General features: G+C 58.3%; 21 protein-coding genes. 5 read left to right on the top strand and 16 right to left on the bottom strand.

What is annotated here, in order from left to right:
- Positions 1–7 precede the first annotated feature (7 nt).
- Both XMD517_RS06435 and XMD517_RS15790 read left to right on the top strand, forming a co-directional pair.
- A complete protein-coding gene (locus XMD517_RS06435) occupies positions 8–1,381 on the top strand; it encodes an aspartate aminotransferase family protein (RefSeq protein ID WP_173487509.1) in 1,374 nt (457 codons plus the stop codon).
- Positions 1,382–1,733: 352 nt separating this feature from the next.
- Entirely contained in the window at positions 1,734–1,856 is a 123-nt protein-coding gene (locus XMD517_RS15790; RefSeq protein ID WP_256415727.1) for a hypothetical protein, read from the top strand.
- Between the two features lie 208 nt (positions 1,857–2,064).
- On the opposite strand, the gene XMD517_RS06430 is transcribed toward XMD517_RS15790, so the two are convergent.
- The 4 genes from XMD517_RS06430 to XMD517_RS06415 form a co-directional block, all read right to left on the bottom strand.
- A complete protein-coding gene (locus XMD517_RS06430; protein ID WP_173487508.1) occupies positions 2,065–3,717 on the bottom strand; it encodes an ABC transporter ATP-binding protein in 1,653 nt (550 codons plus the stop codon).
- A gap of 5 nt (positions 3,718–3,722) precedes the next feature.
- A complete protein-coding gene (locus XMD517_RS06425; protein ID WP_173487507.1) occupies positions 3,723–4,784 on the bottom strand; it encodes an ABC transporter permease in 1,062 nt (353 codons plus the stop codon).
- Between the two features lie 11 nt (positions 4,785–4,795).
- Entirely contained in the window at positions 4,796–5,752 is a 957-nt protein-coding gene (locus XMD517_RS06420) for an ABC transporter permease (protein WP_173487506.1), read from the bottom strand.
- 140 nt (positions 5,753–5,892) lie between these two features.
- Complete coding sequence (locus XMD517_RS06415; protein WP_217360530.1) at positions 5,893–7,422, bottom strand: ABC transporter substrate-binding protein; 1,530 nt, start codon at positions 7,420–7,422, stop codon at positions 5,893–5,895.
- A 645-nt stretch (positions 7,423–8,067) separates the two neighbouring features.
- Between XMD517_RS06415 and XMD517_RS06410 the strand changes: the two genes are divergently transcribed.
- Positions 8,068–9,221 (top strand): IS3 family transposase gene (locus XMD517_RS06410; protein ID WP_371732405.1). Its coding sequence is split into 2 segments (ribosomal slippage): positions 8,068–8,335 and positions 8,335–9,221, totalling 1,155 coding nucleotides; the frame shifts between segments, so codons are not numbered across the junction.
- A gap of 1 nt (position 9,222) precedes the next feature.
- Here the strand turns inward: XMD517_RS06410 and XMD517_RS06405 are convergent.
- Positions 9,223–9,696 (bottom strand): LysR substrate-binding domain-containing protein, encoded by a 474-nt coding sequence (locus XMD517_RS06405; RefSeq protein ID WP_173487938.1) that lies wholly within the window; start codon positions 9,694–9,696, stop codon positions 9,223–9,225.
- A gap of 17 nt (positions 9,697–9,713) precedes the next feature.
- Between XMD517_RS06405 and XMD517_RS06400 the strand changes: the two genes are divergently transcribed.
- Complete coding sequence (locus XMD517_RS06400; RefSeq protein WP_217360484.1) at positions 9,714–10,019, top strand: M24 family metallopeptidase; 306 nt, start codon at positions 9,714–9,716, stop codon at positions 10,017–10,019.
- Positions 10,020–10,109: 90 nt separating this feature from the next.
- On the opposite strand, the gene XMD517_RS06395 is transcribed toward XMD517_RS06400, so the two are convergent.
- The 5 genes from XMD517_RS06395 to ectA form a co-directional block, all read right to left on the bottom strand.
- Positions 10,110–10,340 carry a DNA-binding transcriptional regulator gene (locus tag XMD517_RS06395; RefSeq protein ID WP_173486667.1) on the bottom strand — a complete coding sequence of 77 codons (231 nt, stop codon included), beginning with the start codon at positions 10,338–10,340 and terminating at the stop codon, positions 10,110–10,112.
- Between the two features lie 143 nt (positions 10,341–10,483).
- Positions 10,484–11,920, bottom strand: a complete 1,437-nt coding sequence (locus XMD517_RS06390) for an aspartate kinase (RefSeq protein ID WP_173486666.1) — start codon at positions 11,918–11,920, stop codon at positions 10,484–10,486.
- A gap of 30 nt (positions 11,921–11,950) precedes the next feature.
- Positions 11,951–12,355 carry an ectoine synthase gene (locus tag XMD517_RS06385; RefSeq protein ID WP_173486665.1) on the bottom strand — a complete coding sequence of 135 codons (405 nt, stop codon included), beginning with the start codon at positions 12,353–12,355 and terminating at the stop codon, positions 11,951–11,953.
- A gap of 3 nt (positions 12,356–12,358) precedes the next feature.
- Entirely contained in the window at positions 12,359–13,645 is a 1,287-nt protein-coding gene (gene ectB / locus XMD517_RS06380) for a diaminobutyrate--2-oxoglutarate transaminase (RefSeq protein ID WP_173486664.1), read from the bottom strand.
- A 66-nt stretch (positions 13,646–13,711) separates the two neighbouring features.
- On the bottom strand, positions 13,712–14,242 hold the full coding sequence (gene ectA / locus XMD517_RS06375) for a diaminobutyrate acetyltransferase (protein WP_173486663.1): 531 nt from the start codon (positions 14,240–14,242) through the stop codon (positions 13,712–13,714).
- A gap of 226 nt (positions 14,243–14,468) precedes the next feature.
- On the opposite strand from ectA, the gene XMD517_RS06370 reads away from it, so the two are divergent.
- On the top strand, positions 14,469–14,945 hold the full coding sequence (locus tag XMD517_RS06370) for a MarR family winged helix-turn-helix transcriptional regulator (protein ID WP_173486662.1): 477 nt from the start codon (positions 14,469–14,471) through the stop codon (positions 14,943–14,945).
- 496 nt (positions 14,946–15,441) lie between these two features.
- Here the strand turns inward: XMD517_RS06370 and XMD517_RS06365 are convergent, their stop codons facing one another.
- The 6 genes from XMD517_RS06365 to metG form a co-directional block, all read right to left on the bottom strand.
- Positions 15,442–16,677, bottom strand: coding sequence for an aspartate kinase (locus XMD517_RS06365; RefSeq protein ID WP_173486661.1), 1,236 nt, complete (start codon positions 16,675–16,677; stop codon positions 15,442–15,444).
- A gap of 300 nt (positions 16,678–16,977) precedes the next feature.
- Positions 16,978–17,622, bottom strand: coding sequence for an SDR family NAD(P)-dependent oxidoreductase (locus XMD517_RS06360; protein WP_173486660.1), 645 nt, complete (start codon positions 17,620–17,622; stop codon positions 16,978–16,980).
- Between the two features lie 81 nt (positions 17,623–17,703).
- The gene (locus XMD517_RS06355) at positions 17,704–18,183 is read right to left on the bottom strand and encodes a DUF1178 family protein (RefSeq protein ID WP_173487937.1); all 480 of its coding nucleotides are present in this window, start codon (positions 18,181–18,183) and stop codon (positions 17,704–17,706) included.
- Positions 18,184–18,525: 342 nt separating this feature from the next.
- A complete protein-coding gene (locus XMD517_RS06350) occupies positions 18,526–19,026 on the bottom strand; it encodes an NUDIX hydrolase (RefSeq protein WP_173486658.1) in 501 nt (166 codons plus the stop codon).
- Positions 19,027–19,287: 261 nt separating this feature from the next.
- Entirely contained in the window at positions 19,288–20,127 is an 840-nt protein-coding gene (locus XMD517_RS06345; protein WP_173486657.1) for a CPBP family intramembrane glutamic endopeptidase, read from the bottom strand.
- A 156-nt stretch (positions 20,128–20,283) separates the two neighbouring features.
- Positions 20,284–21,999, bottom strand: a complete 1,716-nt coding sequence (gene metG, locus XMD517_RS06340) for a methionine--tRNA ligase (protein WP_173486656.1) — start codon at positions 21,997–21,999, stop codon at positions 20,284–20,286.
- Positions 22,000–22,054: the final 55 nt, after the last annotated feature.

Below are 22,054 nucleotides of genomic sequence, written 5' to 3'. Positions count from 1 at the left end.
GAAAAACATGCTGAAGAACGACCAACTCGATCAATGGGATCGCGAAAACTTTTTCCACCCCTCGACCCATCTGGCGCAACACGCCCGTGGTGAAAGCCCGAACCGGGTGATCAAGACTGCCTCGGGCGTCTTTATCGAGGATCGTGACGGCACCAAGCTGCTGGATGCCTTTGCCGGGCTTTACTGCGTGAATGTCGGCTACGGTCGACAAGAGATCGCCGAGGCGATTGGGGATCAGGCCAAGGAGCTGGCCTATTACCACTCGTATGTCGGTCATGGGACCGAGGCGTCGATCACGCTGTCGAAAATGATCCTGGATCGCGCACCGAAGAACATGTCCAAGGTCTATTTCGGACTTGGCGGATCGGACGCGAACGAGACCAACGTCAAACTGATCTGGTACTACAACAACATTCTGGGCCGCCCCGAGAAGAAGAAGATCATCTCGCGCTGGCGCGGCTATCACGGGTCCGGTCTGGTGACTGGCTCATTGACGGGGTTAGAGCTCTTTCACAAGAAATTCGACCTGCCGGTCGAGCAGGTCATCCACACCGAGGCGCCCTATTACTATCGCCGGGACAATCTGGATCAAACGGAGGAGCAGTTCGTCGCCCATTGCGCGGCCGAGCTGGAGGCGTTGATCGAACGCGAAGGGGCTGACACCATCGCGGCCTTTATCGGCGAGCCGGTTCTGGGCACGGGCGGCATCGTGCCCCCGCCCGCCGGCTATTGGGAAGCCATTCAGGCCGTTCTGAAAAAACACGATATCCTGTTGGTGGCGGATGAGGTCGTCACAGGATTTGGGCGCCTTGGCACCATGTTCGGTTCGGATCACTACGGTATGGAACCCGACATCATCACCATCGCCAAGGGCCTGACCTCGGCCTATGCACCGCTTTCTGGCTCCATTGTTTCGGACAAGGTCTGGAAGGTGCTGGAGCAGGGCACCGACGAGAACGGCCCCATCGGCCATGGTTGGACCTATTCGGCGCACCCGATCGGGGCGGCTGCCGGTGTGGCCAACTTGAAGCTGATCGACGAACTGAACCTCGTGCAGAACGCAGGCGCGGTCGGCACCTACCTGAACGACACCATGCGCGCTGCTCTGGCCGATCACGCCCATGTCGGCGATGTGCGCGGCGAAGGGATGCTCTGCGCGGTTGAGTTTGTGAAGGACCGCGACAGCCGTACCTTCTTTGACGCCGCCGACAAGATCGGCCCGCAGATCTCGGCCAAGCTGCTGGAGCAATCCAAGATCATCGCCCGCGCCATGCCGCAAGGTGACATCCTCGGCTTTGCCCCACCTTTCTGCCTGACCCGTGAAGAGGCTGATCAGGTCGTTGCTGGGACGGTCGACGCCGTGAAGGCCGTTCTGGGCTGACGCGTATAGAAATTCCGGACGGGCCGATAATTGTCGGCCTGTCCTGCCTTCGACACACGCGGGGTCTTCGGTGTTGTTCGCTCGCCTCAGTCAGCCAGAAGAAGCCCTCTTTTACATGCCATTGCTGCGCGGAGTTCCCTCTTGCAGATCCAACGGGCCTGAGGCGCGGGCCATCTGACCCAGATGCAGAAACCAGGGTTGCAATTCTTGCATATCTGGGTCGCTAAAATTCTATAGAAAAACTGAATTAAGGAGCTTGCACGACTCACAAGCTTCGCCTAACTGCGATTCAAGATCATGCGGTTATCAAGAACCGCCCCCCGTCAAGCTAGATCAATACAAGGAGTGGACCATGTTGACACGTGACGAAATGATCCGCGACGACCGTAATCGTGCAGGCACGCTTCCGGCTGTACTGTTTCTGTATGGCATTCTGGTGGGCACGCTGGTTCTGACGGGAATGGCTGTTATCTGATTCTTGATCCGCGGCTGTGTGCGGAAGGTCCAGCCGACACTTTCTGGCACGCTTTCCGGTCACGGCGCATTTATTTGGGCGCGGGTTTTCGCTGCGCCGTCCATGGAGCGTAATGCGCGCTTTATCAAGTTCATTGGAAGCGCGCTACGCACAAAAAACCGCCCGGATTTTTTCCGGAAGGTTTAGTGAGTTTCAGAGATCTATTGGATCAAACATCGGCGGATTCACCCACATTATCGACACCACGCTCTTCCAGAAGGGTGGTCAGCCAGTTCGGATCCATTTCCGGCACCGAGCTGAGCAGCAGATCGGTATAGGGATGGTGCGGCGGCGTGAACATAGCATCCTTGGGGCCTTGCTCCACCACGCGGCCTCTTTGCATCACCACCACTTCGTCCGCGATAGAACGCACGGTTGCGAGGTCATGGGTGATGAACATATAGGCCAGATCAAGCTCTTTCTGGAGACGATCCAACAGGCGCAGAATGCCTTCGGCGACCAGCTGGTCGAGCGCCGAGGTCACCTCGTCACAGATGATAAAGCTTGGCTCAGCTGCAAGTGCGCGCGCAATACCGACCCGTTGCTTCTGGCCCCCAGAAAGCTCCGGCGGATAGCGGTTGTAGAATTGCGATGGCTCAAGCTCGATCAGATCCAGCAATTCATCCACACGCGACTTAAGCGCAGCTCCGGAGAGACCGGAGTAGAATTGCGCTGGACGGCCAATGATCTCACTGATCCGGACCTTGGGATTAAGCGCCGTGTCTGCCATCTGGTAAATCATCTGCGCCTGTCGCAGCTGATCCTTGGACCGGCTTCGGAAGTTAGGTGGCAGGACCTCGCCGTTAAACAGCACCTCACCTTTTGAGGGCGGCAGAAGGCCCGTGATTACCCGGGCGGTCGTCGATTTGCCGGATCCGGATTCCCCCACCACGGCCACGGTCATCCCCTTGTGGATGTCGAACGACACATCGTCGAGGATCTTCGGACCACCGGAATAGGCCGCATCCACGCCGCGCACAGACACAACCGGGGTGGCGTCTTTGGGTCGTTGTTTCTGAGGGCGCTGGAAGCTGCGCACAGCCCAAAGCGACTTGGTATAATCCTCTTGCGGATTGTCCAACATCTCTTCAGTTGGCGCCTGCTCAACTTCTTCCCCTTTGAGCAGCACCTTGATCGTGTCGGCCATCTGCGCGACCACGGCAAGGTCATGGGTGATGTAAATCGCCGCCGTGTTGAACTGATCCACAATATCCCGGATCGCAGCCAAGACTTCGATCTGTGTGGTCACGTCCAGTGCGGTGGTTGGCTCGTCGAAGATGATCAGATCTGGCCGACAGGCCATTGCCATCGCCGTCATGGCGCGTTGCAGCTGGCCACCCGAAACCTGGTGCGGATAGCGGAACCCGATCTCTTCCGGATTGGGCAGACGCAGACGCCGATAGAGCTCGGTTGCATCTTCCTGCGCTTCCAGGCGCTTTTGGATGCGGTAGTGCAGCGGGGCCTCGGTGTGTTGATCGATGATCTTATGCGCCGGGTTAAAGCTGGCTGCGGCTGATTGCGCCACATAAGCGATCCGGGCCCCGCGCAGGGCGCGCTTTTCACTTTCTGTGGCGGTCGTCAGCTCCATCCCGTCAAACTCGATCGAACCACCAGAGATGCGGGTGCCGTCACGGGAAAATCCCATGGCAGCAGCGCCGATGGTGGATTTGCCCGCGCCGGATTCCCCGATAAGTCCCATCACCTCGCCGCGGTGAAGTTTCAGGTCCACGCCTTTGATAATGGGAACCCATTCCTCGCCGGTGTAGCCTTCGATTTTCAGATCTTTGATGTCCAGAAGGACTTGTTTTTTATCTGAGGACATTTCTATCACTCCTTCAAACCCGAGGACCGGAACAGCATCCAGTCGACAACGAAGTTCACGGCGACCGTCAGCAGGGCAATTGCGCCCGCCGGGATCAGTGGCGTGATGTCTCCGAACGAAATCAGTGTCGCGTTTTCACGCACCATCGAGCCCCAGTCGGCTGTCGGTGGCTGAATACCCAGGCCCAAGAAGCTCAGACCGGCCACAAGCAGGAACACGAAGCAGAATTCGAGACCGAACTCGGCCACAAGCGGTGCCGTGACATTAGGCAGGATTTCTTTGCGGATCAGATAGCTGTTCTTCTCGCCCCGCAGGTTAGCGGCTTCGATATAGTCCATCACCACAACGTTGCCTGCGACCGCTCGGGTCAAACGGAAGACGCGTGGCGCATAGATGATGGCCACGGCAATGATGATCACGAAAACATGCGGGCCGAAAATCGACAGCATCAGAAGCGCAAAGATCAGCGACGGGATTGCCATGATCACATCGGCAAACCGGCCCAGGAACTGGTCAAGCCAGCCGCCACGGGTGGCAGCAAGAAGACCCGCGAATGCCCCCATGAAGAAGGCCGATGCCGTGGCCATAAGCGCCAAGCCGACCGTGTTGCGTGCACCAAAGATGATACGGCTGAACATGTCGCGGCCGAGTTGGTCCGCCCCAAGCAGCATGTTTTCATCTGCAGGTGCAAAGGCCGACGAGATCACCTCGGATTCACCATAGGGCGCGATCCACGGCGCAAAGATGCCCGCGATGGCGTAGGTGAAGATGATGAACATGCCAAACGCGGCTGTCATGGGCGCGGTTTTCAGCTCTTTCGCGACATTGGTTGGCGAGATGATCACCAAGAACTCTCGGAAGCAGTAAGATACACCGGCCGCAAAAGCCAAAAGAACGGCCCCAACCGAGATCGTCTGAAGAGCACCCGTTCCGCCGACGATACCAACGACAAAGTTGACAAGGGTAAGCGAAAACAGCGTCAGGAATATGCTACGTTTTTCATAAAACGCTGCCAGACAGGACGCGATGATCAGGATTGCGAAGTAAGAGATTACAAAAACGTTCATGTTGTCTGTCCTTACTTCGGATGCCGCAGACGCGGGTTCGTCAGAATGGCGCCGACATCTGCCGCAAGGTTCAGCAGGATGAAGGTGGCCGCGAAAATCAGACAGATGGCCTGAACCACGGGGAAGTCGCGTTTGGACACGGCATCAACCAGCGCTTGGCCAATACCGGGGTACACGAACACCACCTCGACCAGCACCACGCCGGTGATTAGATAGGCGAGGTTCAGTGCCACAACGTTGATGATCGGGGCCCATGCGTTTGGCAGGGCGTGCCGCACGATGACCTTCCACGGGGGGGCGCCTTTCAGGCGGGCCATCTCGATATAGGGTGAGGCCAGTAGGCTGATGATCGCCGCCCGGGTCATGCGCATCATGTGCGCGGTGACCACCAAGACCAGCGTCAGCGCGGGCAGGAACGTCCGGTGCAGCAACTCGCCAAAGGTCATTCCATCCGTCAGGCTTGCAATGGCGGGGAACATGCTGGTCTTCACCGAGAGATACAGGATCAGGATATAGCCAAGAAAGAATTCCGGGCTGGAAATGGAGGTCAATGTCAGCACGTTGGCTACACGGTCAAACAGCGTGTTGCGCAGCAGGGCGACGATGATCCCAAGCGTGATTGCGAATGGGACCGCGATGACCGCAGCGTAAGCCGCCAGGAACATCGTGTTCACAAAACGATCCGAGATCAGGCCAAACACCGGATCGCCCGAGACGATGGAGGTGCCAAAGTTGCCAGTCAATGCGCCACCAAGCCATTGGAAGTAACGAACAACCGGGTGCGTATTCAGCCCCATTTGTTCACGTAGTGCAGCTAGGTTTTCTTCGGTTGCACCTTGCCCAAGGACCGCCTGAGCGGGGTCACCTGGCAACAGCAAAACCATGAAAAAGATGATGGCAGAGATCACGAGGAGTGTGATCAGGCCAAGCCCAAGTCGCTTGGCGATGAGTCTGGAAATGTCCCCCATGGACTTCCTCCTGTTGGTTTTCCGGCGTTTTTGCAGGGCCGGAGATGGCCTTGTCGGCCTTAGGCCGTCTTATTCGATATCTGACGGCTTGAGGGTGTGAAGCCCGGCACATCCGGGCTCCACGTTTCTTGTGCGCTCTATTAGCCGGTGAACCACCAGCGGCTGGCGGCGCGGGCGCCGTCGCATTCCCAGCTGGCTGCCAGGTTGTCCGGTGTGCCCACGTTGGAGCGGCTGGCGTAGACGAAGTTGTTGAAGAACGGGATGACGGTGCCACCATCATCGCGTGCCAGCATCGCCATGTCGCGATACATTTCTGCACGGCGGGTGTCGTCCAGCTCGGCCTTTGCTTGCAGCAGAAGCTTGTTAAACTCTTCGTTCTGCCAGCGGCTTTCGTTCCAGGCGGCGTCGTCTTTATATGCCAGCGTGTACATCACGTCCGGCGTCGGGCGCGCGCCCCAAGATACGGCACAGAACGGCTTCTTCAGCCACACGTCGGAATAGTAGCCGTCATTCGGTTCACGCACGACTTTCATGTTGATGCCAGCCTTTTTGGCTTGCTCTGCATAAAGAACGCACATGTCCACCGCACCGGCGTAAACGCTGTCAGCCACGCTGATGTTGAGCTCCAGACCTTCATGCCCAGCCTTTTTCAGCAGGGATCTCGCCTGATCCGGATCATACTCGCGCTGCGGAATGTCTTCTGGCCAATATGGCTGTGCAGGCGAGTGATGGAAGTCATTGCCTTTGGTGGCTGCACCGAACGCAATCTTCTCGATGATCTCATCCCGGTCGATGGCCAGCTTCAGCGCGTTCCGCACATCCACATTGTCGAACGGCGCAATGTCGGTCAGCATCGGCATAGTGATCGCACCGGCAGACGGAATGTTGTGAACCTTGACGTTCGGGTTCCGGCTCATCAGCGCCATGGTTTTCAGTTCGATCAACGATACTGCGTCCACGTCGCCGGTCACCAGAGCAGTCTGGCGGGCGTTCGGGTCGTTCAACGTGATGATCTCCACCGCATCAAAATGGGCGCCTTCGCCGTGCCAGTCGTCGTGGCGGCTGAGGCTGAACTGAACGCCGAACTCACCCGAGTCGATCTTGTACGGGCCAGAGCCGTCGCCGGATTTCCAGTCAATCGAGCCATCGTCATTGGCTGGGCAGATGGCAAGGTGATAGTCAGTCATCAGCCACGGGAAGTCAGCGTTACCGCCGGACAATTTCACCACAACAGTATAATCGCCATCAGCGGTGATGTCGGTGACATCCGCTAGAAGCGCTTTCGCTGCCGATGTAGAATCGTCGCCACGGTGGTGGTTCAGCGATGCGATAACATCGGTTGCGGTCAGTTTCTTGCCGCTGTGGAAGCTGGCATTCTGCGTAAGCTTGAAGGTCCATTGCGATGCATCCGCGCTGCCTTCCCAGCTGTCGGCAACGTCGCCGCCCAGAGATCCGTCCCCGTTGATCATGGTCAGATAGGAACGGTGCGTGTGAGCAAGGAAGATCATCGTGCGGGTCAGATAAGTACCCGGATCGTGGGTGTCCCCCGTGTTGCCATCGTGAATACCCCAGCGGAAGGTGCCACCTTTCTGTGGCGCCGCATATGCTTTGGTCGTCCAAAGGCCGGTTGCCGCCGTCGCTGACATCCCTGCGGCAAGCGAATAGTGCATAAAGCTCCGGCGCGAGATCCCGCCCGTGCGGGCCGCATCGGCCAAACGATTTATAAGCTGTTGGTCTTTTTAGTCATGGTAACTCCCTGTTTTACCTTAGCCGTTGAGGGACCAGGCTCCCTACCCAACGCCCCGCGAACTTCCAAAGAATTGCCCAAAAACGACATTTTGGCCAATCCCTCCGAGACAAGTCAGACCAGAAAAACCTATGAAATACAATGGTCAGAACGAATTTTTCTGGGAGCGCGGCGAAGCAGGAAGTCTATTTGCGACACACACCCTTTTGTCGGCGGGCGATATGTCAGCGTGCGCAAGTCCCGAACAGCAGGTTATCAGCCTACACTTCTCTGGCGTGCTGGGCGTTAGGCACATGGTTTCGGATTGGCACGCTTCATCAGCAACACTCTGGCGATGCTATCAACATCAACGCTCGCTATCCGCGAACGCAGCGGGCGCAGTGCGCCTTCAAAGCGCGCAGGTCAACCGTTGTTTTGAATTTAAAGTGAGGTGCCAAAGGCCTGTAGAAAATGTGCAAAACCCGCCGCACCGTCATGCAGTGATACCCTGAGCTACCCCCTGACATTCGGACACTGACGTAAGCTACGATTTGTTGTCTGCTGGTCTTCGATGAGAAGGAGATCAGAGATGTCGAAACGGAAGAACCATTCGCCGGAATTCAAGGCGAAGGTGGCGCTTGAGGCGCTGAAGGGTGAACAGACGGTCGCTGAGTTGGCGAGCCGGTTTGGCGTCCACCCGACGATGATCCACAGTTGGAAGCGGGCGCTCTTGGAAGGTGCGTCCGGCGTCTTTGAGCGCGGCGGCAAGAAAGCCCCTGAGATTGACGAGGAGCAGGTCAAGGAACTGCACGCGAAGATCGGGGAGCTGGCCGTGGCCAACGATTTTTTGTCACGAAAGCTCAAGCCGTGGATCGGCAAGTGAGACGGAAGATGGTTGAGCCTGCCAATCCCGACCTGTCCATCGGCAGGCAGTGCAAGCTGCTGTCGATCTCGCGCTCGTCGTTCTACTACCAGCCCAAGGGCGAGACGGCGCTGAATCTGATGCTGATGCGTCAGATCGACGAGCAGTTCCTGGAAACGCCGTTCTTTGGTGTCCGGCAGATGACCTGGCACCTGCGCAATGAGGGCCATCTGGTGAACGAGAAGCGCATCCGGCGGCTCATGCGGCTGATGGGCCTGATGCCGATCTACCAGAAACCCAACACCAGCAAGGCAGCGAAGGGGCACAAGACATATCCTTATCTGCTGCGAGCTTTGCGAGTGGGTCGGCCCAATCAGGTCTGGGCAGCAGACATCACCTACCTGCCGATGCGGCGCGGGTTCCTGTATCTGGTGGCGATCATCGACTGGCACACCCGCAAGGTGTTGGCCTGGCGCATATCGAACACACTGGAGGCGGACTTCTGCGTCGAAGCGTTGAACGAGGCCATCGCCAGGTTTGGCCCACCCGAGATCATGAACACCGACCAGGGCAGCCAGTTCACGTCCTGCGCCTGGACCGACAGCTTGCGGCGATCAGGTGTCCGCATATCGATGGACGGCAAAGGGCGCTTCCTCGACAACATCTTCGTGGAACGCCTCTGGCGGAGCATGAAATACGAGTGCGTCTATCTGCACGCCTGGGAAACCGGATCAGAGGCGAAAGCCGGCGTCGGTAAGTGGATCGAGTTCTACAACCGCAAGCGCCCCCATTCCGCCCTTGGCGGCAAACCCCCAGCCGTGGTCTATTGGCTGAGAAAAAACAAAACCAAACCCGATCAGCAGGAGCAGAGAGTAGCTTAACTTACGCCCGACACTGTCCAAACTTCGGGGAGTAGCTCACCCCGGCACGATGTACCAGGAAGTAGCTTTTGCCTGTTTTATTAGGTTCTTTATCCAGAGCAATCAGCGCACCGGTGTTCAGTTCGTCGCGCAATAAGGCACAGCTTGCCAGCGCGATGCCCTCGCCGGAAATCGCGCGCCCGATAGAGTGCGAGTAGGTTTCGCATCGCTGCCTTGGCAGCGCAGACAATGCCGAATTAGGGTTCTGCTTGATCCAGATATCCCAGTTGATCCAGTCCGGAGCATTTCTGTCATAATCGAGCAGAAGCATGTCGTGCGGCGCGTTTTGAAAAGCACTCAATCGGTCAGGCGCAATCGCGGGAACAAGTTCTTCATCCATCAACCTGACCCCGGTCCACCCATCCGGGGGCGCGCTGCCATAGGTGATCACAAGGTCGTGTTCCGCAGCCAGCAGGCTGACCGGGTCGTCGGACACCACGCTTTCAACCGGGCATGAGCTTTCGCGACTATGCCGACCGCGCGTGGGATATCCCTGACGCATATTACGAGAACCGCTATTATCTGTCCGCGCATGGCTGCGGAATGACCGGGGAGTACCCTTATCTTTACCACCGCGGGGACTTCCCTGACGCGGGGTATGATGGGGAGATCCTGCCGGGCATGACACTTTGTGTCGAAAGCTACATCGGGAAGGCAACGGGGGGTGAAGGCGTCAAACTGGAACAACAGGTACTGGTCACTGAAACCGGGATCGAGTTGTTATCCCGCTTTCCGTTTGAGGACGATTTGCTTGGTTAATCTCAACGATTGGGTGTCCGACTAAGCTGCTCAACCGGACCGCTGCGTGTTTCGGTAATACTGCCACCGACAGTTAATCGCTTTTCGGTGTCAGGATTGAAGACTTCGGAGGAGGCGTATGGTGGTCTCTGAATCCTGAGCCATGAGCCCCAGTAGCTTGAAGGTCGGCCCGCCCGGCTGTCGATGACCGCTCTCCCAGAGCCGGTAGCCATTCACACTCATACCGATCAGGTCGGCCATCTCTTCCGCTGAGAGGTTCGCGCCTTCTCGAACTGTGCGCGGGTCCGGTGTGGTTTTCTCTTCCGGTGTCTTGACGTCCATGGTTTTCTCCTTGCCTCGGGTGTGGCTGTGAGCACAGGTTAGCACAAACAGCGTTTCTGTTTCTCTTGGCGCAATCAAACCAACTCTGCGGCGCAGGTCTTAGCCTTTCACCACTGCCCTCCGCGGTTTCGGTGCAAACCCAGTCACGCCACCTGCTGGAGATGCGCTTCGCCTGACGCCCCGATCAGAGCCGCGTGCAAAGCCACCACAGCTGCATCGGCCGCTTCGCGCGGGACGACAAATTGAATGTCCACATTGCGCGGCGTCTGGTGGGCGGCAATCAACTCGATCTCTGCCATTTCAAGAGAAATCAGACCTCGACTGAAGGCTTTTAGACCACTCAGGTCGCGCCCAATCGCCGAGACAATCGACACATTGCGCGCACTGACCTTGGCTGAGGGGTATGTATCTTCCAGATCAGACACCACGCGCCGCACGATTTTCAGCGGAGCCTCGACATAGTGGGTGATCGAATTGGCGTTCGACGTCTTCGAGGCAATACGCACATTGTGGCGCTTGAGCGCATCCAGAGCGGCAGCGTCGTAGCCTTTTACGCCCACCATGTCCTGCTCGAACAGTTCCAGCGCAACGACGTTCAGCCCAGTGATGATTTCCACGGCTGGGCTGTCCGCTGGCTGCTCATCAATGAGCGTCCCTGGGTCAGAGGGCTCAAATGCATTGGTGACCCGCAACGCCACCTTCGATTGACGCAGGATTTTGGCGGCGTTGGGGTGAATGGCCTCCATCCCCATGTTGGAAAGCTGATCTGCGACATCGTAATTCGTATGTCCCAACTTGCGCACCTGTTCTGCGCCAACCAGAGCCGGATCGGCAGAGGACAGATGAAATTCCTTGTGAATGATCGCCTCCTTTGCCCCGGTGAAGGCGGCGATGTTCGAAAAGGTAACTTCCGAATAGCCACGATCATACTCGCGCATCAGCCCTTCACGGCATTGCGCATAGCCTGTCACGATGGGCAGTTCGTTTGCCAGGTCTACGTCCTGAAAAGCGCCTGCGATACGTTCTTGCAAATTGCATTCGGTTTCATCGCGCCAGCCGCTGAGATCAACGAAACGGGCATTGACCCCGGTACGCTGCAACATGAGCGTCGTGACATAGGCGGAATGCGCCTCGCCCAGACCGGACAGAAGCTCGCGCACGATCATCATCTGGCTCGACAGGCGGAAATGCCCATAGGAGCACAGACGCCGCAGGTCATAAAGACAATTGCGCGCACCCTCGATCCGGTCGCGGACGAAATCCTCGGCCAAGGTGCGGTCGGCGGCATTTTCCAGAACCTTGCTGTGACATGCGCCCATCGCCTCGGCCACGCGGGTCAGTGCATCCAGCCAGCTGTGGTCATTGTCGTCATTGGCAAACAGAGCATAGACGCCGGGCGCGCCGGTTTTCTTGTGCTCCAGAAGCAGATTGGTGATCCCGCCAAAGGCAGAAACCACGAAAACACGGTGGAACAGGGCGTCCGATTTCCGGTCGCCAATGATCAAGCTGTCGCGCAGCTCGTGGATGCGCGACATTGAGGTGCCGCCGATTTTCTCGACGGTATGTGAAGGGAAGGTCACGATATATCATCCGGCTTGTGCCGGAGCCTCCTAGGCTGTTTCGAGGTCGTCTGCCGCCGCATAAGAGCCATCTTCGCGGTGCACTTCGGTGCCGGTGACCGGCGGATTAAAGCAACAGGCCATGACCAGCTCTTCTTCAGCGCGCAGGATGTGGCGGTCGTGTTTGTCCAGCGCATACATCACGCCGGGCTTGATATAGTGGGTTTCCCCAGTGGCCAGGTCCGTGATCGACCCGGTGCCTTGCATGCAATAGACGCTTTCGAAATGGTTCTTGTACTCGAACGTGTGTTCAGAACCCGGCTCAAGAAAGGTGATGTGGAAGGAAAAGCCCATCCCGTCATCCGCCAGCAACATGCGAACGCTGCTCCATTGCGCATCCGATACGACCCGGTCGCGTTCTTTTGTGATGATCTCGTTGAAATCGCGTATAATCATGTCTTACTCCGCTGCAAATTTGCTTGAATCGGTGGCAATGCGCATGGCGTTTCGCAGGATCCTCAGACCCTTCAGGAAAGTGTCCTGATCCGTGGTCAGCGGGGCCAGAATTTTGATCACCTGATCCTCGCTTCCTGAGGTTTCAATGATCAGCCCGTCCCGGAAAGCGCGCGCACAGATGTCGGCAGCCAGATCGCCCGACCCCACATCCAGCCCCTGCATCATGCCACGCCCCTTGAGCTTGGCGCCCGGCAGAAACTCGGCCATTTCTTCCAGCGCCGCGGTCAACAAGCGCGCCTTGGCGGCGACCTCTTTCTGGAACTGATCATCAGCCCAGAACTTGGTGATTGCGACGCGGGCAGTGACAAAGGCATGGGTGTTGCCCCGGAAGGTGCCATTATGTTCGGCGGGGCCAAAGACGTCGTGTTCCGGACGCACCAGCAACAGCGCCATAGGCAGGCCAAAGCCTGAGACGGATTTCGCCAGCGTTATGATGTCAGGGGTGATGCCCATGTCCTCGAACGAGAAGAAGCCGCCGGTCCGGCCACAGCCCGCCTGAATGTCATCGACGATGAGAAGCGCGCCATATTCCTTGGCCAGCGCGGCCACACGTCGGATCCATTCGGGGCGCGCAGCGTTCAGCCCGCCTTCACCCTGCACCGTTTCCAGTAGGATTGCCGCAGGCGCGTCAAGCCCGGACGAGCGGTCTTTCAGCATGGCTTCAAGGAAATCGGCCGTGTCCGTGGTGCCGGGGAAATAGCCGTCATAGGGCATGCGCGTCACGCCGTTCAGCGTGATGCCCGCACCGCCGCGATGATAGCTGTTGCCGGTCGCAGACAGCGCCCCCAAGGTGACGCCGTGAAATCCGTTGGTGAAGGCGATCACATTGGTGCGCCCTGTGACCTTGCGGGCCAGTTTCAGCGCCGCTTCTACCGCATTGGCCCCGGTGGGGCCGGTGAACATCACCTTGTGATCCATCTTGCGCGGCTGAAGGATGAAACGGTCAAACGCGTCCAGAAATGCGGCCTTGGCATCCGTGTGCAGATCCAGTCCGTGGGCCAGACCATCCGACTGCAAATGGTTGATCAGCGCCTCTTTCATGTCCGGATCATTGTGTCCGTAGTTCAACGACGAACACCCCGCCAGGAAGTCGATGTATCGTGTGCCGTTGCGGGCGAGCATCTCGGATCCTTTTGCCGAGGTGAACACAGTGTCAAATCCCCGGCAATAGCTGCGCGCGTCGGATTCGCGGCGTTTGAAAATGGCGACTTCAGGCGGGTTCGTAGACATACGACCTCTCTCGGGTTTTGGCGGATGGAAAAAGAACGGGCTGCTCAGCAAAGGGGCGCGCATGGCTCAGGCGGCCAGCTGTGCCCGATCAGCCAGCGGGATCGTGACCATATGCTCGGTCTTGTGACGTTCCCGGAAATGCAGCGCTTGCGTGTAATAGGGTACGATATCCAGTTCGCTTCCCTGAAGGCTGGCGAATTTACGGAACAGGGCCCAAGAGGCCTCGTTATCGGCGGTAATGGTGGTCTGCAGTCGTGTCACGTCTTTGCACTGCGGACGGTTCAGGATGCTTTGCAGCATCAGGCCGCTCAATCCCCGCCCACGCGCGGTTTCCGACACCGCAACCTGCCAGACGAACAAGGTGTCGGGTTCGTTCGGCATAACATAGGCGGACACCCAGCCTGCAACCTCGCCCGATAGGTCGGCCAGAACACACGTGTCGGCAAAGTGATCGCATTGTAGCAGGTTGCAATACATGGAGTTTTCATCGAGCGGGCGACAGGCCCGGACCAGCTTCCAGATATCGGCGCCATCTTCGGCGGTGGGCTTGCGTAAGGACGGTAAGTCGACGCGCATGGGGTGAGCGGGGTGTTGCATTGTGGGCTCCTTTCGCTTCGATGGCTGAAGTATCAGGGAGAGGTCTAAGTTTCAACAGTCAAAGTATTAACGTGACGACACGTCCCGATTTGTAGTGGTATTGCAACAAATACCCCCATTTTCCGCCGTAATGCCGCAATGATCGCTTCGCTTCTCGAATTAATTTTGAATTTGCGCGAAGGCACCGGAGTGGGTATGTTTTGATGATCAAACTAATGGAGGCGAATTGGACCGGATCGACAGCAGCTTGATTGCCCTAAGACGAATAGTACGCGCGACAGAACTGTTCGGGCGCGAGATTCGCCAGTCTACGGGCGTCACCCCCACCCAGTTTCGCGTTCTGCAAATTGTCGCGGAACAGGGATACGCCACCGCCAAAGCCATCTCGCTGCGCATGCGCGTTTCGCAGGGAACGGTCACGTCCCTGGTCGACAAGCTGGTGCGTGATGGGCTGGCAGTGCGCGAGAAATCCACCCTGGACCGCCGCCAGACAAATATCCTGCTTACCGACGAGGGCCGCACCGTCCTGCAAGAGGCTCCGGACCCACTTCAGCAACGCTTTGTGCGTAAGTTCGCCGCGATGGAGGATTGGGAACAGGCCATGTTGGTTGCCAGTCTTGAACGCGTGGCCACTATGTTGGACGCCGAAGATATGGATGCGTCGCCAGTGCTTGACACCGGTGAAATCAGACCTGCCAGTTAGAGCGCCCGACCTTAAACCTGAGGCACGAATACCCTGTCATGCTTCGCATTCTCGGGACATTCGCGCCACATGATGTTTTAGGTAAAAGGTCGGACGCTTTAGGTGCTCGGTGGTATGCTTCGCGGCCAAAGCCTTTTTGGGTTTCGGACCGTAGACACATGTAATTTTGCGCGATGCGCCCGGGGCTTGGGTAGCGGACGTTTGACACCTCACATCAAAAGGGCGCTTCGTCTGACCCCTCGATGATTGGTCCCGATTACAGCAAAATGACCGTATGAATAGCGTCCCGCAGACCGGCTCTCAGGGACCGGTTTGACGACATCGGCCGCAACGCAGCGAACAGCATGCCGCAAAAGCAATAAGATGCGGCGTCAGAGAAGCCCAAAAATCCAAGGTCGGATTTGTCCCGCAGAGCTGCCTTTAAGCTCCCCCCAAAACAAAACCCCCGGCATCACACCGGGGGCTCTCAATTCACCAGCTGAGGCAGGAGGCGCGTTTACGCTTTCTCCAGCTCAAACGCGTCATGCAGTGCCTGAACCGCCAGCTCCATGTATTTGCGGTCAATCAGCACCGAGATCTTGATTTCCGACGTGGTGATCACCTTGATGTTGATGCCCTCGCGCGACAGCACGTCAAACATCTTGGCCGCCACACCGGTCTGGCTGCGCATGCCAATGCCGACAATCGACACCTTGGCCACATCCGTATCCGCCACGATGTCGTGGAAGTTGATGTTGCCCTGCTCCTTGGCATCCTGCATCGCTTTTTCAGCGCGCGCCACCTGATCGACGGGGCAGGAGAAGGTCATGTCGGTGCGACCTTCTTCCGAAATGTTCTGCACGATCATGTCCACGTTGATCCCGGCCTCCGCCAGCGGTGTGAAGATCGCGGTGGCAATCCCGGGGCGGTCCGCCACCGAAATCAGGGTCATTTTGGCTTCGTCGCGCTGATAGGCGACACCGGATACGGCGTTTTGTTCCATGATTTCCTCCTCGTCGCAGACCAGTGTGCCTGCTTCCGGGTCATATTCTTCAAAGCTTGAAAGGACGCGCAGCTTGACCTTATAGCGCATCGCCAGTTCGACCGAGCGGGTCTGCAGCACCTTGGCGCCCAATGATGCCAGCTCCAGCATCTCTTCAAAGGCGATCTTGTCCAGCTTGCGCGCCTTGTCGGAAATGCGCGGATCGGTCGTGTAAACCCCGTCCACATCGGTGTAGATGTCACACCGCTCGGCCTCAAAGGCGGCCGCAAAAGCCACGGCGGTGGTGTCCGATCCGCCACGCCCAAGCGTGGTGATCCGACCCTCGGGGCTGATCCCCTGGAAACCGGCCACAACGGCCACTTTCATGCCCTCGGCAAATTTCTCGTTGATATTGTCGCTGGGGATCTCTTCGATCCGGGCGGAACTATGCGCGCTGGTGGTTTTCACCGGCACCTGCCAGCCCTGCCAACTGCGCGCCGGAATGCCCATCTCCTGCAGGCGCAGCGCCATCAGACCCGCGGTCACATTCTCGCCTGAACTCACCACCGCGTCATATTCACGGGCATCATAAAGATGCGAGGTGTCACTGACCCAGCCCACAAGCTCATTGGTTTTGCCGGACATGGCCGAGACAATGACAATCACGTCATAGCCATTGGCCACTTCGCGCGCCACCCGCTTCGAGGCGCGCGCAATCCGGTCCAGGTTGGCGACCGAGGTGCCGCCGAATTTCATCACCAGAGTTGGCATGGTTCCCCCATCCCTGAATTTTCGTCCGGCCCGTCTTACGCAGGGTCGGCGCAAAGGGCAAGACAGGATCGAACCCGCACGCCCCTCTGGACGCAATAAAACCGTGGAAATGGCCCGTGTTTGCGATGTAATGCGACCCGGCTGTGCACCGCCCGCGCACAGTGGCCCCATCCCGCCTCATCCAATGCGCGCCTTCTCCCGCCGCCCCCTTCCTCTTGCCACAAATATCCCGGGGTGAGGGCGCAGCCCGAGGGGCAGAGCCCCTTTCCTCCAATCCCAACGTCACGCTCAGAGCAGTGTTTAAAACGGGTGCGGCTGCCCGTCCCAGGTTTCAAATGCGCCGGTCGTGTCCATCGACAGCGCGTCAAATCGCTGGGTTAGCCCCGCACAGGCCTCTTCTACCGTAATATCCGCCTCATCTCCCCCCATGTCGGTCTTGACCCAACCGGGATGATAGATCCCCACCGCAACCCCTTGCGCAGCCAGATCCGCGGCCAGATTGCGCCCCAGATTCAGGACAGCCGCCTTCGAGGCCCGGTAGATGTAACTCCCTCCCGGAGCCCGCTCATGGCTGGCCATGCAGGATGAAATGATTGCGATTTTCCCCTTCGCTGACAAAAGGTTGGGCAAAAGGGTCTGCACAGATTGAAAAACGCCAGTGACATTGGCGGCGAATGTGTCCGCCCATTGTTCAGCCGGGTATCCATCATCCAGCCGTTCAAATTTATCGAGATACACACCCGCGTTGCAGACCAAAAGATCCACCGGCTGATCCCCTACGGCTTCATGGAGCGTGGCAAAGCTTTCCGCCACGGTCACATCCAGCGCCACCATACCGCCCTTGCCGCCCCGCGCGGTGCCGATCACCGTCTCGCCCCGCGCCAGATAGCTGTCATACAACGTCCGCCCGATGCCCCGATTGGCCCCTGTGATCACTACGCGCATGGCACCCTCCCGATCCTGTCGATATGCCGCCACGGTATCAGAGCGCGCACACCGGGTCACGGGGCCTTTGTGGGGCAGGGATCAGTTGGTCTTGCGGGTAGGGGTGAAGGGCAGTGGCATGACCGGCACGCCTTCCTCCAGCAATTCTTTGGCATCTTCCAGCCGGGCTTCGCCATAAATCGGCCGGTCTGGGCGTTCGCCCAGGTGCATGGCACGGGCCTCGGACACGAACTTGTCCCCCACATAATCGCTTTCCGCCTCAACCTTCGCTTTCAGCTCGGCAATCGGGCGGGCGATCTCCGGGTCCGGCGCGGTGGCCACGGGGGCAGGAGTGTCTGGGGCAGGGGGCGCAGCGGGGGCGGGTAGAGGCTCAGACGCGGTCGCCACCGCATTGCGCGACGGGCGCACCTTTGGCGCCATCAGGGATTTTTCGACCTTGGTGGAACCACAGTCGGGGCACGTCACCATGCCCGCCGCCTTCAGGCTGTCAAAGGCCTGAGCGTTCTGAAACCAGCTTTCAAACCCGTGGTTCTGGTCACATTTCAAGGCGTATCTGATCATTTTGGCCCCATCTTCCCGGCGTCCTTTAATATGGAAGGGCAGGCGGGGCATGGCAAGGGGATAAGGCGAGGCGCGGTGCAACATATGAGCGTTTCGCGCGTTCCGCCCAAAACCAGTGATTCAGATTTCGGGATAAACTTGAGACACATGTTTATTCCGAAACGCCCACGACATTGATATCTCTTGCCGCGTTTCGGTTTTGCCCTGTGTCAGGTTAAAACCGAAACGCTTTAGGGTAATATAAGCTATCATGGGTTCGCTTCTTTTTGAGCCACGGCTGTAGGAACCTGACACGTCGCTGGTGGCGAGGCAGGTGACAAGGCAGGTGGAAAATCGGGGGGGTTACCTGTGCAACGCCTTCGGATCAAACGCTTTGATGATCTGGCGCAGCTCCGGTTCGCTGATCATCTGAGCCGCCTTTTTTTGGCTCACCCATTTGCGCCGCCTCTGCCCGGCTTCAGGAAAGTTTTTCAACAGTTTCTTGACCTTAAGCGGGAAAATCGCAACGACGCAAGGAAGTTTCTCCCCCGCGTGCCCCTTGTCATAGGCATAAAATCCCAGCACCTGATGGCTCAGCTTGCCCTCAGCACCCGCCTCTTCATACGCTTCGGTCGCAGCCGCGCCTGCGGGGGTTTCCCCATCCATCGGCCAGCCCTTGGGCAAAATCCATCGACCACTGCCGCGCGAGGTGATCAGCAAGATCTCGACCTTGCCATCCTTGATCCGGTAAGGCAGCGCGCCAAACTGGGTGCGCACGGATCGCTTGTCGGAAAGCGAAAGCCGGATTGGTTTCTGTTTTCCCTTGGCGATGGTCAATTTACTGCCGCCTTTGCTGTCGCCCATGGTTTAGCTCCCCCATATTTTTCGGGGATTGTCTTATCTTTTCTTTAAAGCGTTTCGAAATCAACTTGTGTCTCAAGTTGATTTCGAAATGCCCGCAACATCAGTAGGTTTCGAGCGTTTCGCCTCATTATTGTGTCTCAATAATAAGTTGAAACACTTTTAAGATAGCGCGACTTTTCCCAAACGCCAAATAAAACGGGCGGCGCGTGGCAGGATATTGCGGTTTGGTGAGGTCGGGGCACAACATGCGGACGCGGTGCCTCAGCTCGCCTCCGGGTCTTTTGGCACCACCACCCCGGTCACGGCGCCATTGGGGTGCAGCAGATCGTGGCGCATGAACACGATCACGCACAGGGCGATGCCCAGCAGGATCCAGGTGTCATAGGGTTGGGCATCCGGCCAGAACGGGTTGATCAGCTGCCAGTGGAACATCATCGGCACCAAAAGGCTGCCGCGGGCGGCATTGAACATCGGGGTCACCAGAACCGCCAGCGTGACATTGCCGATGAAAAACGGCAGGAAATTCCAGTCCGCATAGACCGTGCTGGCCAGGTAAAAGGCGGGCAGATGCCAGATCCCCCAGATACAGCCGATCAGCACCCCGGCCCAGAGGGGCGCCAGATGGCGTTGCAATATTGGCTGGGCCAGCCCCCGCCAGCCGAACTCTTCGACTGGCCCCAGAAACAGCATCATGAACAGAAAGGCAAAAGCGATGCCCAGCCCATCCGGTGGCAACGGGGACAGCAGCCCACCCCCCTTGAGCAGCGATCCCGCCATATAGACAAGAGGCACGGCAATCAGGATGAACAGCCACCAAAAGAGCGGCATGCGCCAGAGCAAAAGTCGGGAAAGGAACCGGCGCAGACCGGAAAGGCCGCTGAAGGCGATCACCAGCAATACGGCAGAGAGGGCAGGCGACCAGGTCGCAAGGAAGTAAAGCGGATGCCCGCCGCTGAGCATTCCAAACCGCGCGGACATCACTTCCGGGAAAAAGATGTAGCTGCCGACAATGGTCCAGGACAGGGCAAAGGTCAGCCCCAGAAAGGGGACAAATGCGATCGTGGGGACGTCGCGCATTGACTGGGGGTCGCGGGCACGCATTTCGCCCTCCGTTGCATCGCGGTCTCGGTTCACGCTGACCACAGATGGACGCTGCGGCCATGATATGCATCAATTGCAGGCTGTCCCAAACTGCAAAAGCCGCGCTTGGGGGCGCGGCTTTTGTCGGTTTTCATGTGGGCGTCGCGCGGCCTGCGATCAGTCGCGGGTGCCTGCAAACCGCTCCTGCCAGCCTTCACGCTCTTCGTCCGAGATCTTGGCAAAAAGGTTGTCCGGCACGGTAAACTCATGTCCGGCCTCAAGACGCGACAGCGCCTCACCCACATCACCGGGCCATTGCATATCCACCTTCATGGCCTCGGAAAGCGTGTCTGCCGCATCAGGGATGAACGGGGCCGACAGCACTGCGTAAAGCGGGATCAGGTTCAGGGCCAGACGGATCTGCGCGGCCGCCTGATCGGGGTCGGTCTTGAAGGTGGCCCAAGGCGCGGCGGATTGCAGATATTCATTGCCCGCCACCCAGATGCCGCGCAATTCCTGTGCCGCCTTGCGCACATCCATCGCTTCCATATGGCCCTCATAGGCGCGGATTTTGGCGCCCAGATCCGCGATTAGAGCGGCCTCTGCCTCACCATATGCCCCGCCCGCCGGCACCGCTTCCGAGAATTTGGAGCGGCAGAACTTGGTCACGCGGGAAACGAAATTCCCCAGCACGTCCGCCAGATCCTTGTTCACCGAGGCCTGGAAGTTTTCCCAGGTGAACTCGCTGTCCGAATTTTCCGGCGCGTGGGACAAAAGCCACCAGCGCCAGTAATCCGCCGGCAGGATCTCCAGCGCCTGATCCATAAAGACGCCGCGCCCCTTTGAGGTCGAGAACTGCCCGCCATCATAGTTCAGGTAGTTGAAGCTCTTGATGTAATCCACCAGTTTCCACGGCTCCTCCGAGCCCATGATCGTGGCGGGGAAGCTGAGCGTATGGAAGGGCACATTGTCCTTGCCCATGAACTGCACATACCGCACGTCATCCGCGCCCTTGTCGGTGCGCCACCAGCGCTCCCAAAACTCCGGACCTTCGCCTTTTTCATCGGCCAGCTCGGCAGTGGCGGCAATATATTCGATCGGCGCGTCGAACCAGACGTAAAAGACCTTGCCTTCCATGCCCGGCCAATCCTGATCGCCCTTCCTGACCGGCACCCCCCAGTCCAGATCGCGGGTGATGCCCCGGTCCTGCAGCCCATCGCCATCATGCAGCCATTTCTTGGCAATCGAGGTGGTCAGCACCGGCCAGTCGGTCTTGGTGTCGATCCACTGATCCAGCGCGTCTTTCAACTTCGACTGGCGCAGGTAAAGATGCTTGGTCTCGCGCACTTCCAGGTCGGTGGAGCCGGAAATGGCCGAGCGCGGGTTGATCAGATCGGTGGGATCAAGCTGCTTGGTGCAGTTTTCACATTGATCCCCGCGCGCACCGTCATAACCGCAGTTCGGGCATTCGCCCTCGATGTAACGATCCGGCAGGAACCGCCCGTCGGCGTTGGAATAGACCTGCTTCTCGCTCACTTCTTCGATATAGCCGTTGTCGGCGAGCTTGCCCGCGAAATGCTGGGTCAGCTTGTGGTTCTGCGCACTGGAGGAGCGGCCGAAATTGTCGAAAGACAGGCGGAACTGATCGGCAATTCCCGCCTGCACCTCATGCATCTCGGCGCAAAACTCCGCCACCGGCTTGCCGGCTTTGGCCGCGGCCAGCTCAGCGGGCGTGCCGTGCTCGTCGGTGGCACAGATGAACATGACCTCGCGCCCGCGCCCGCGGTTGTAACGGGCGTAAAGATCGGCGGGCAATTGGCTGCCCACAAGATTGCCGAGGTGCTTGATCCCGTTGATATATGGGATCGCCGAGGTGATGAGAACGCGGTTCATGTGCAGATTTCCGTTTATTGGCCGTAATGAGGGCGAATTCAGGTTTGCGCCTGTC

This window comes from Aliiroseovarius sp. xm-d-517 (assembly GCF_013283135.1).
In the GTDB taxonomy this organism is placed as follows: Bacteria; Pseudomonadota; Alphaproteobacteria; order Rhodobacterales; family Rhodobacteraceae; genus Aliiroseovarius; species Aliiroseovarius crassostreae.
This window is presented reverse-complemented; position numbering and strand designations above follow the sequence as displayed.

Bases quoted from the DNA above. Each gene is read 5' to 3' on its own strand.
- ectB (WP_173486664.1), bottom strand. From the start codon at position 13,645: ATGTCTACGAACCCGCCTGAAGTCGCCATTTTCAAACGCCGCGAATCC.
- XMD517_RS06430 (WP_173487508.1), bottom strand. From the start codon at position 3,717: ATGTCCTCAGATAAAAAACAAGTCCTTCTGGACATCAAAGATCTGAAA.
- XMD517_RS06395 (WP_173486667.1), bottom strand. From the start codon at position 10,340: ATGGACGTCAAGACACCGGAAGAGAAAACCACACCGGACCCGCGCACA.
- XMD517_RS06385 (WP_173486665.1), bottom strand. From the start codon at position 12,355: ATGATTATACGCGATTTCAACGAGATCATCACAAAAGAACGCGACCGG.
- XMD517_RS06350 (WP_173486658.1), bottom strand. From the start codon at position 19,026: ATGGGCGACAGCAAAGGCGGCAGTAAATTGACCATCGCCAAGGGAAAA.
- XMD517_RS15790 (WP_256415727.1), top strand. From the start codon at position 1,734: ATGTTGACACGTGACGAAATGATCCGCGACGACCGTAATCGTGCAGGC.
- XMD517_RS06355 (WP_173487937.1), bottom strand. From the start codon at position 18,183: ATGATCAGATACGCCTTGAAATGTGACCAGAACCACGGGTTTGAAAGC.
- XMD517_RS06435 (WP_173487509.1), top strand. From the start codon at position 8: ATGCTGAAGAACGACCAACTCGATCAATGGGATCGCGAAAACTTTTTC.
- XMD517_RS06360 (WP_173486660.1), bottom strand. From the start codon at position 17,622: ATGCGCGTAGTGATCACAGGGGCCAATCGGGGCATCGGGCGGACGTTG.
- ectA (WP_173486663.1), bottom strand. From the start codon at position 14,242: ATGCAACACCCCGCTCACCCCATGCGCGTCGACTTACCGTCCTTACGC.
- XMD517_RS06420 (WP_173487506.1), bottom strand. From the start codon at position 5,752: ATGGGGGACATTTCCAGACTCATCGCCAAGCGACTTGGGCTTGGCCTG.
- XMD517_RS06365 (WP_173486661.1), bottom strand. From the start codon at position 16,677: ATGCCAACTCTGGTGATGAAATTCGGCGGCACCTCGGTCGCCAACCTG.
- XMD517_RS06400 (WP_217360484.1), top strand. From the start codon at position 9,714: ATGAGCTTTCGCGACTATGCCGACCGCGCGTGGGATATCCCTGACGCA.
- XMD517_RS06415 (WP_217360530.1), bottom strand. From the start codon at position 7,422: ATGCACTATTCGCTTGCCGCAGGGATGTCAGCGACGGCGGCAACCGGC.
- XMD517_RS06345 (WP_173486657.1), bottom strand. From the start codon at position 20,127: ATGCGTGCCCGCGACCCCCAGTCAATGCGCGACGTCCCCACGATCGCA.
- XMD517_RS06425 (WP_173487507.1), bottom strand. From the start codon at position 4,784: ATGAACGTTTTTGTAATCTCTTACTTCGCAATCCTGATCATCGCGTCC.
- metG (WP_173486656.1), bottom strand. From the start codon at position 21,999: ATGAACCGCGTTCTCATCACCTCGGCGATCCCATATATCAACGGGATC.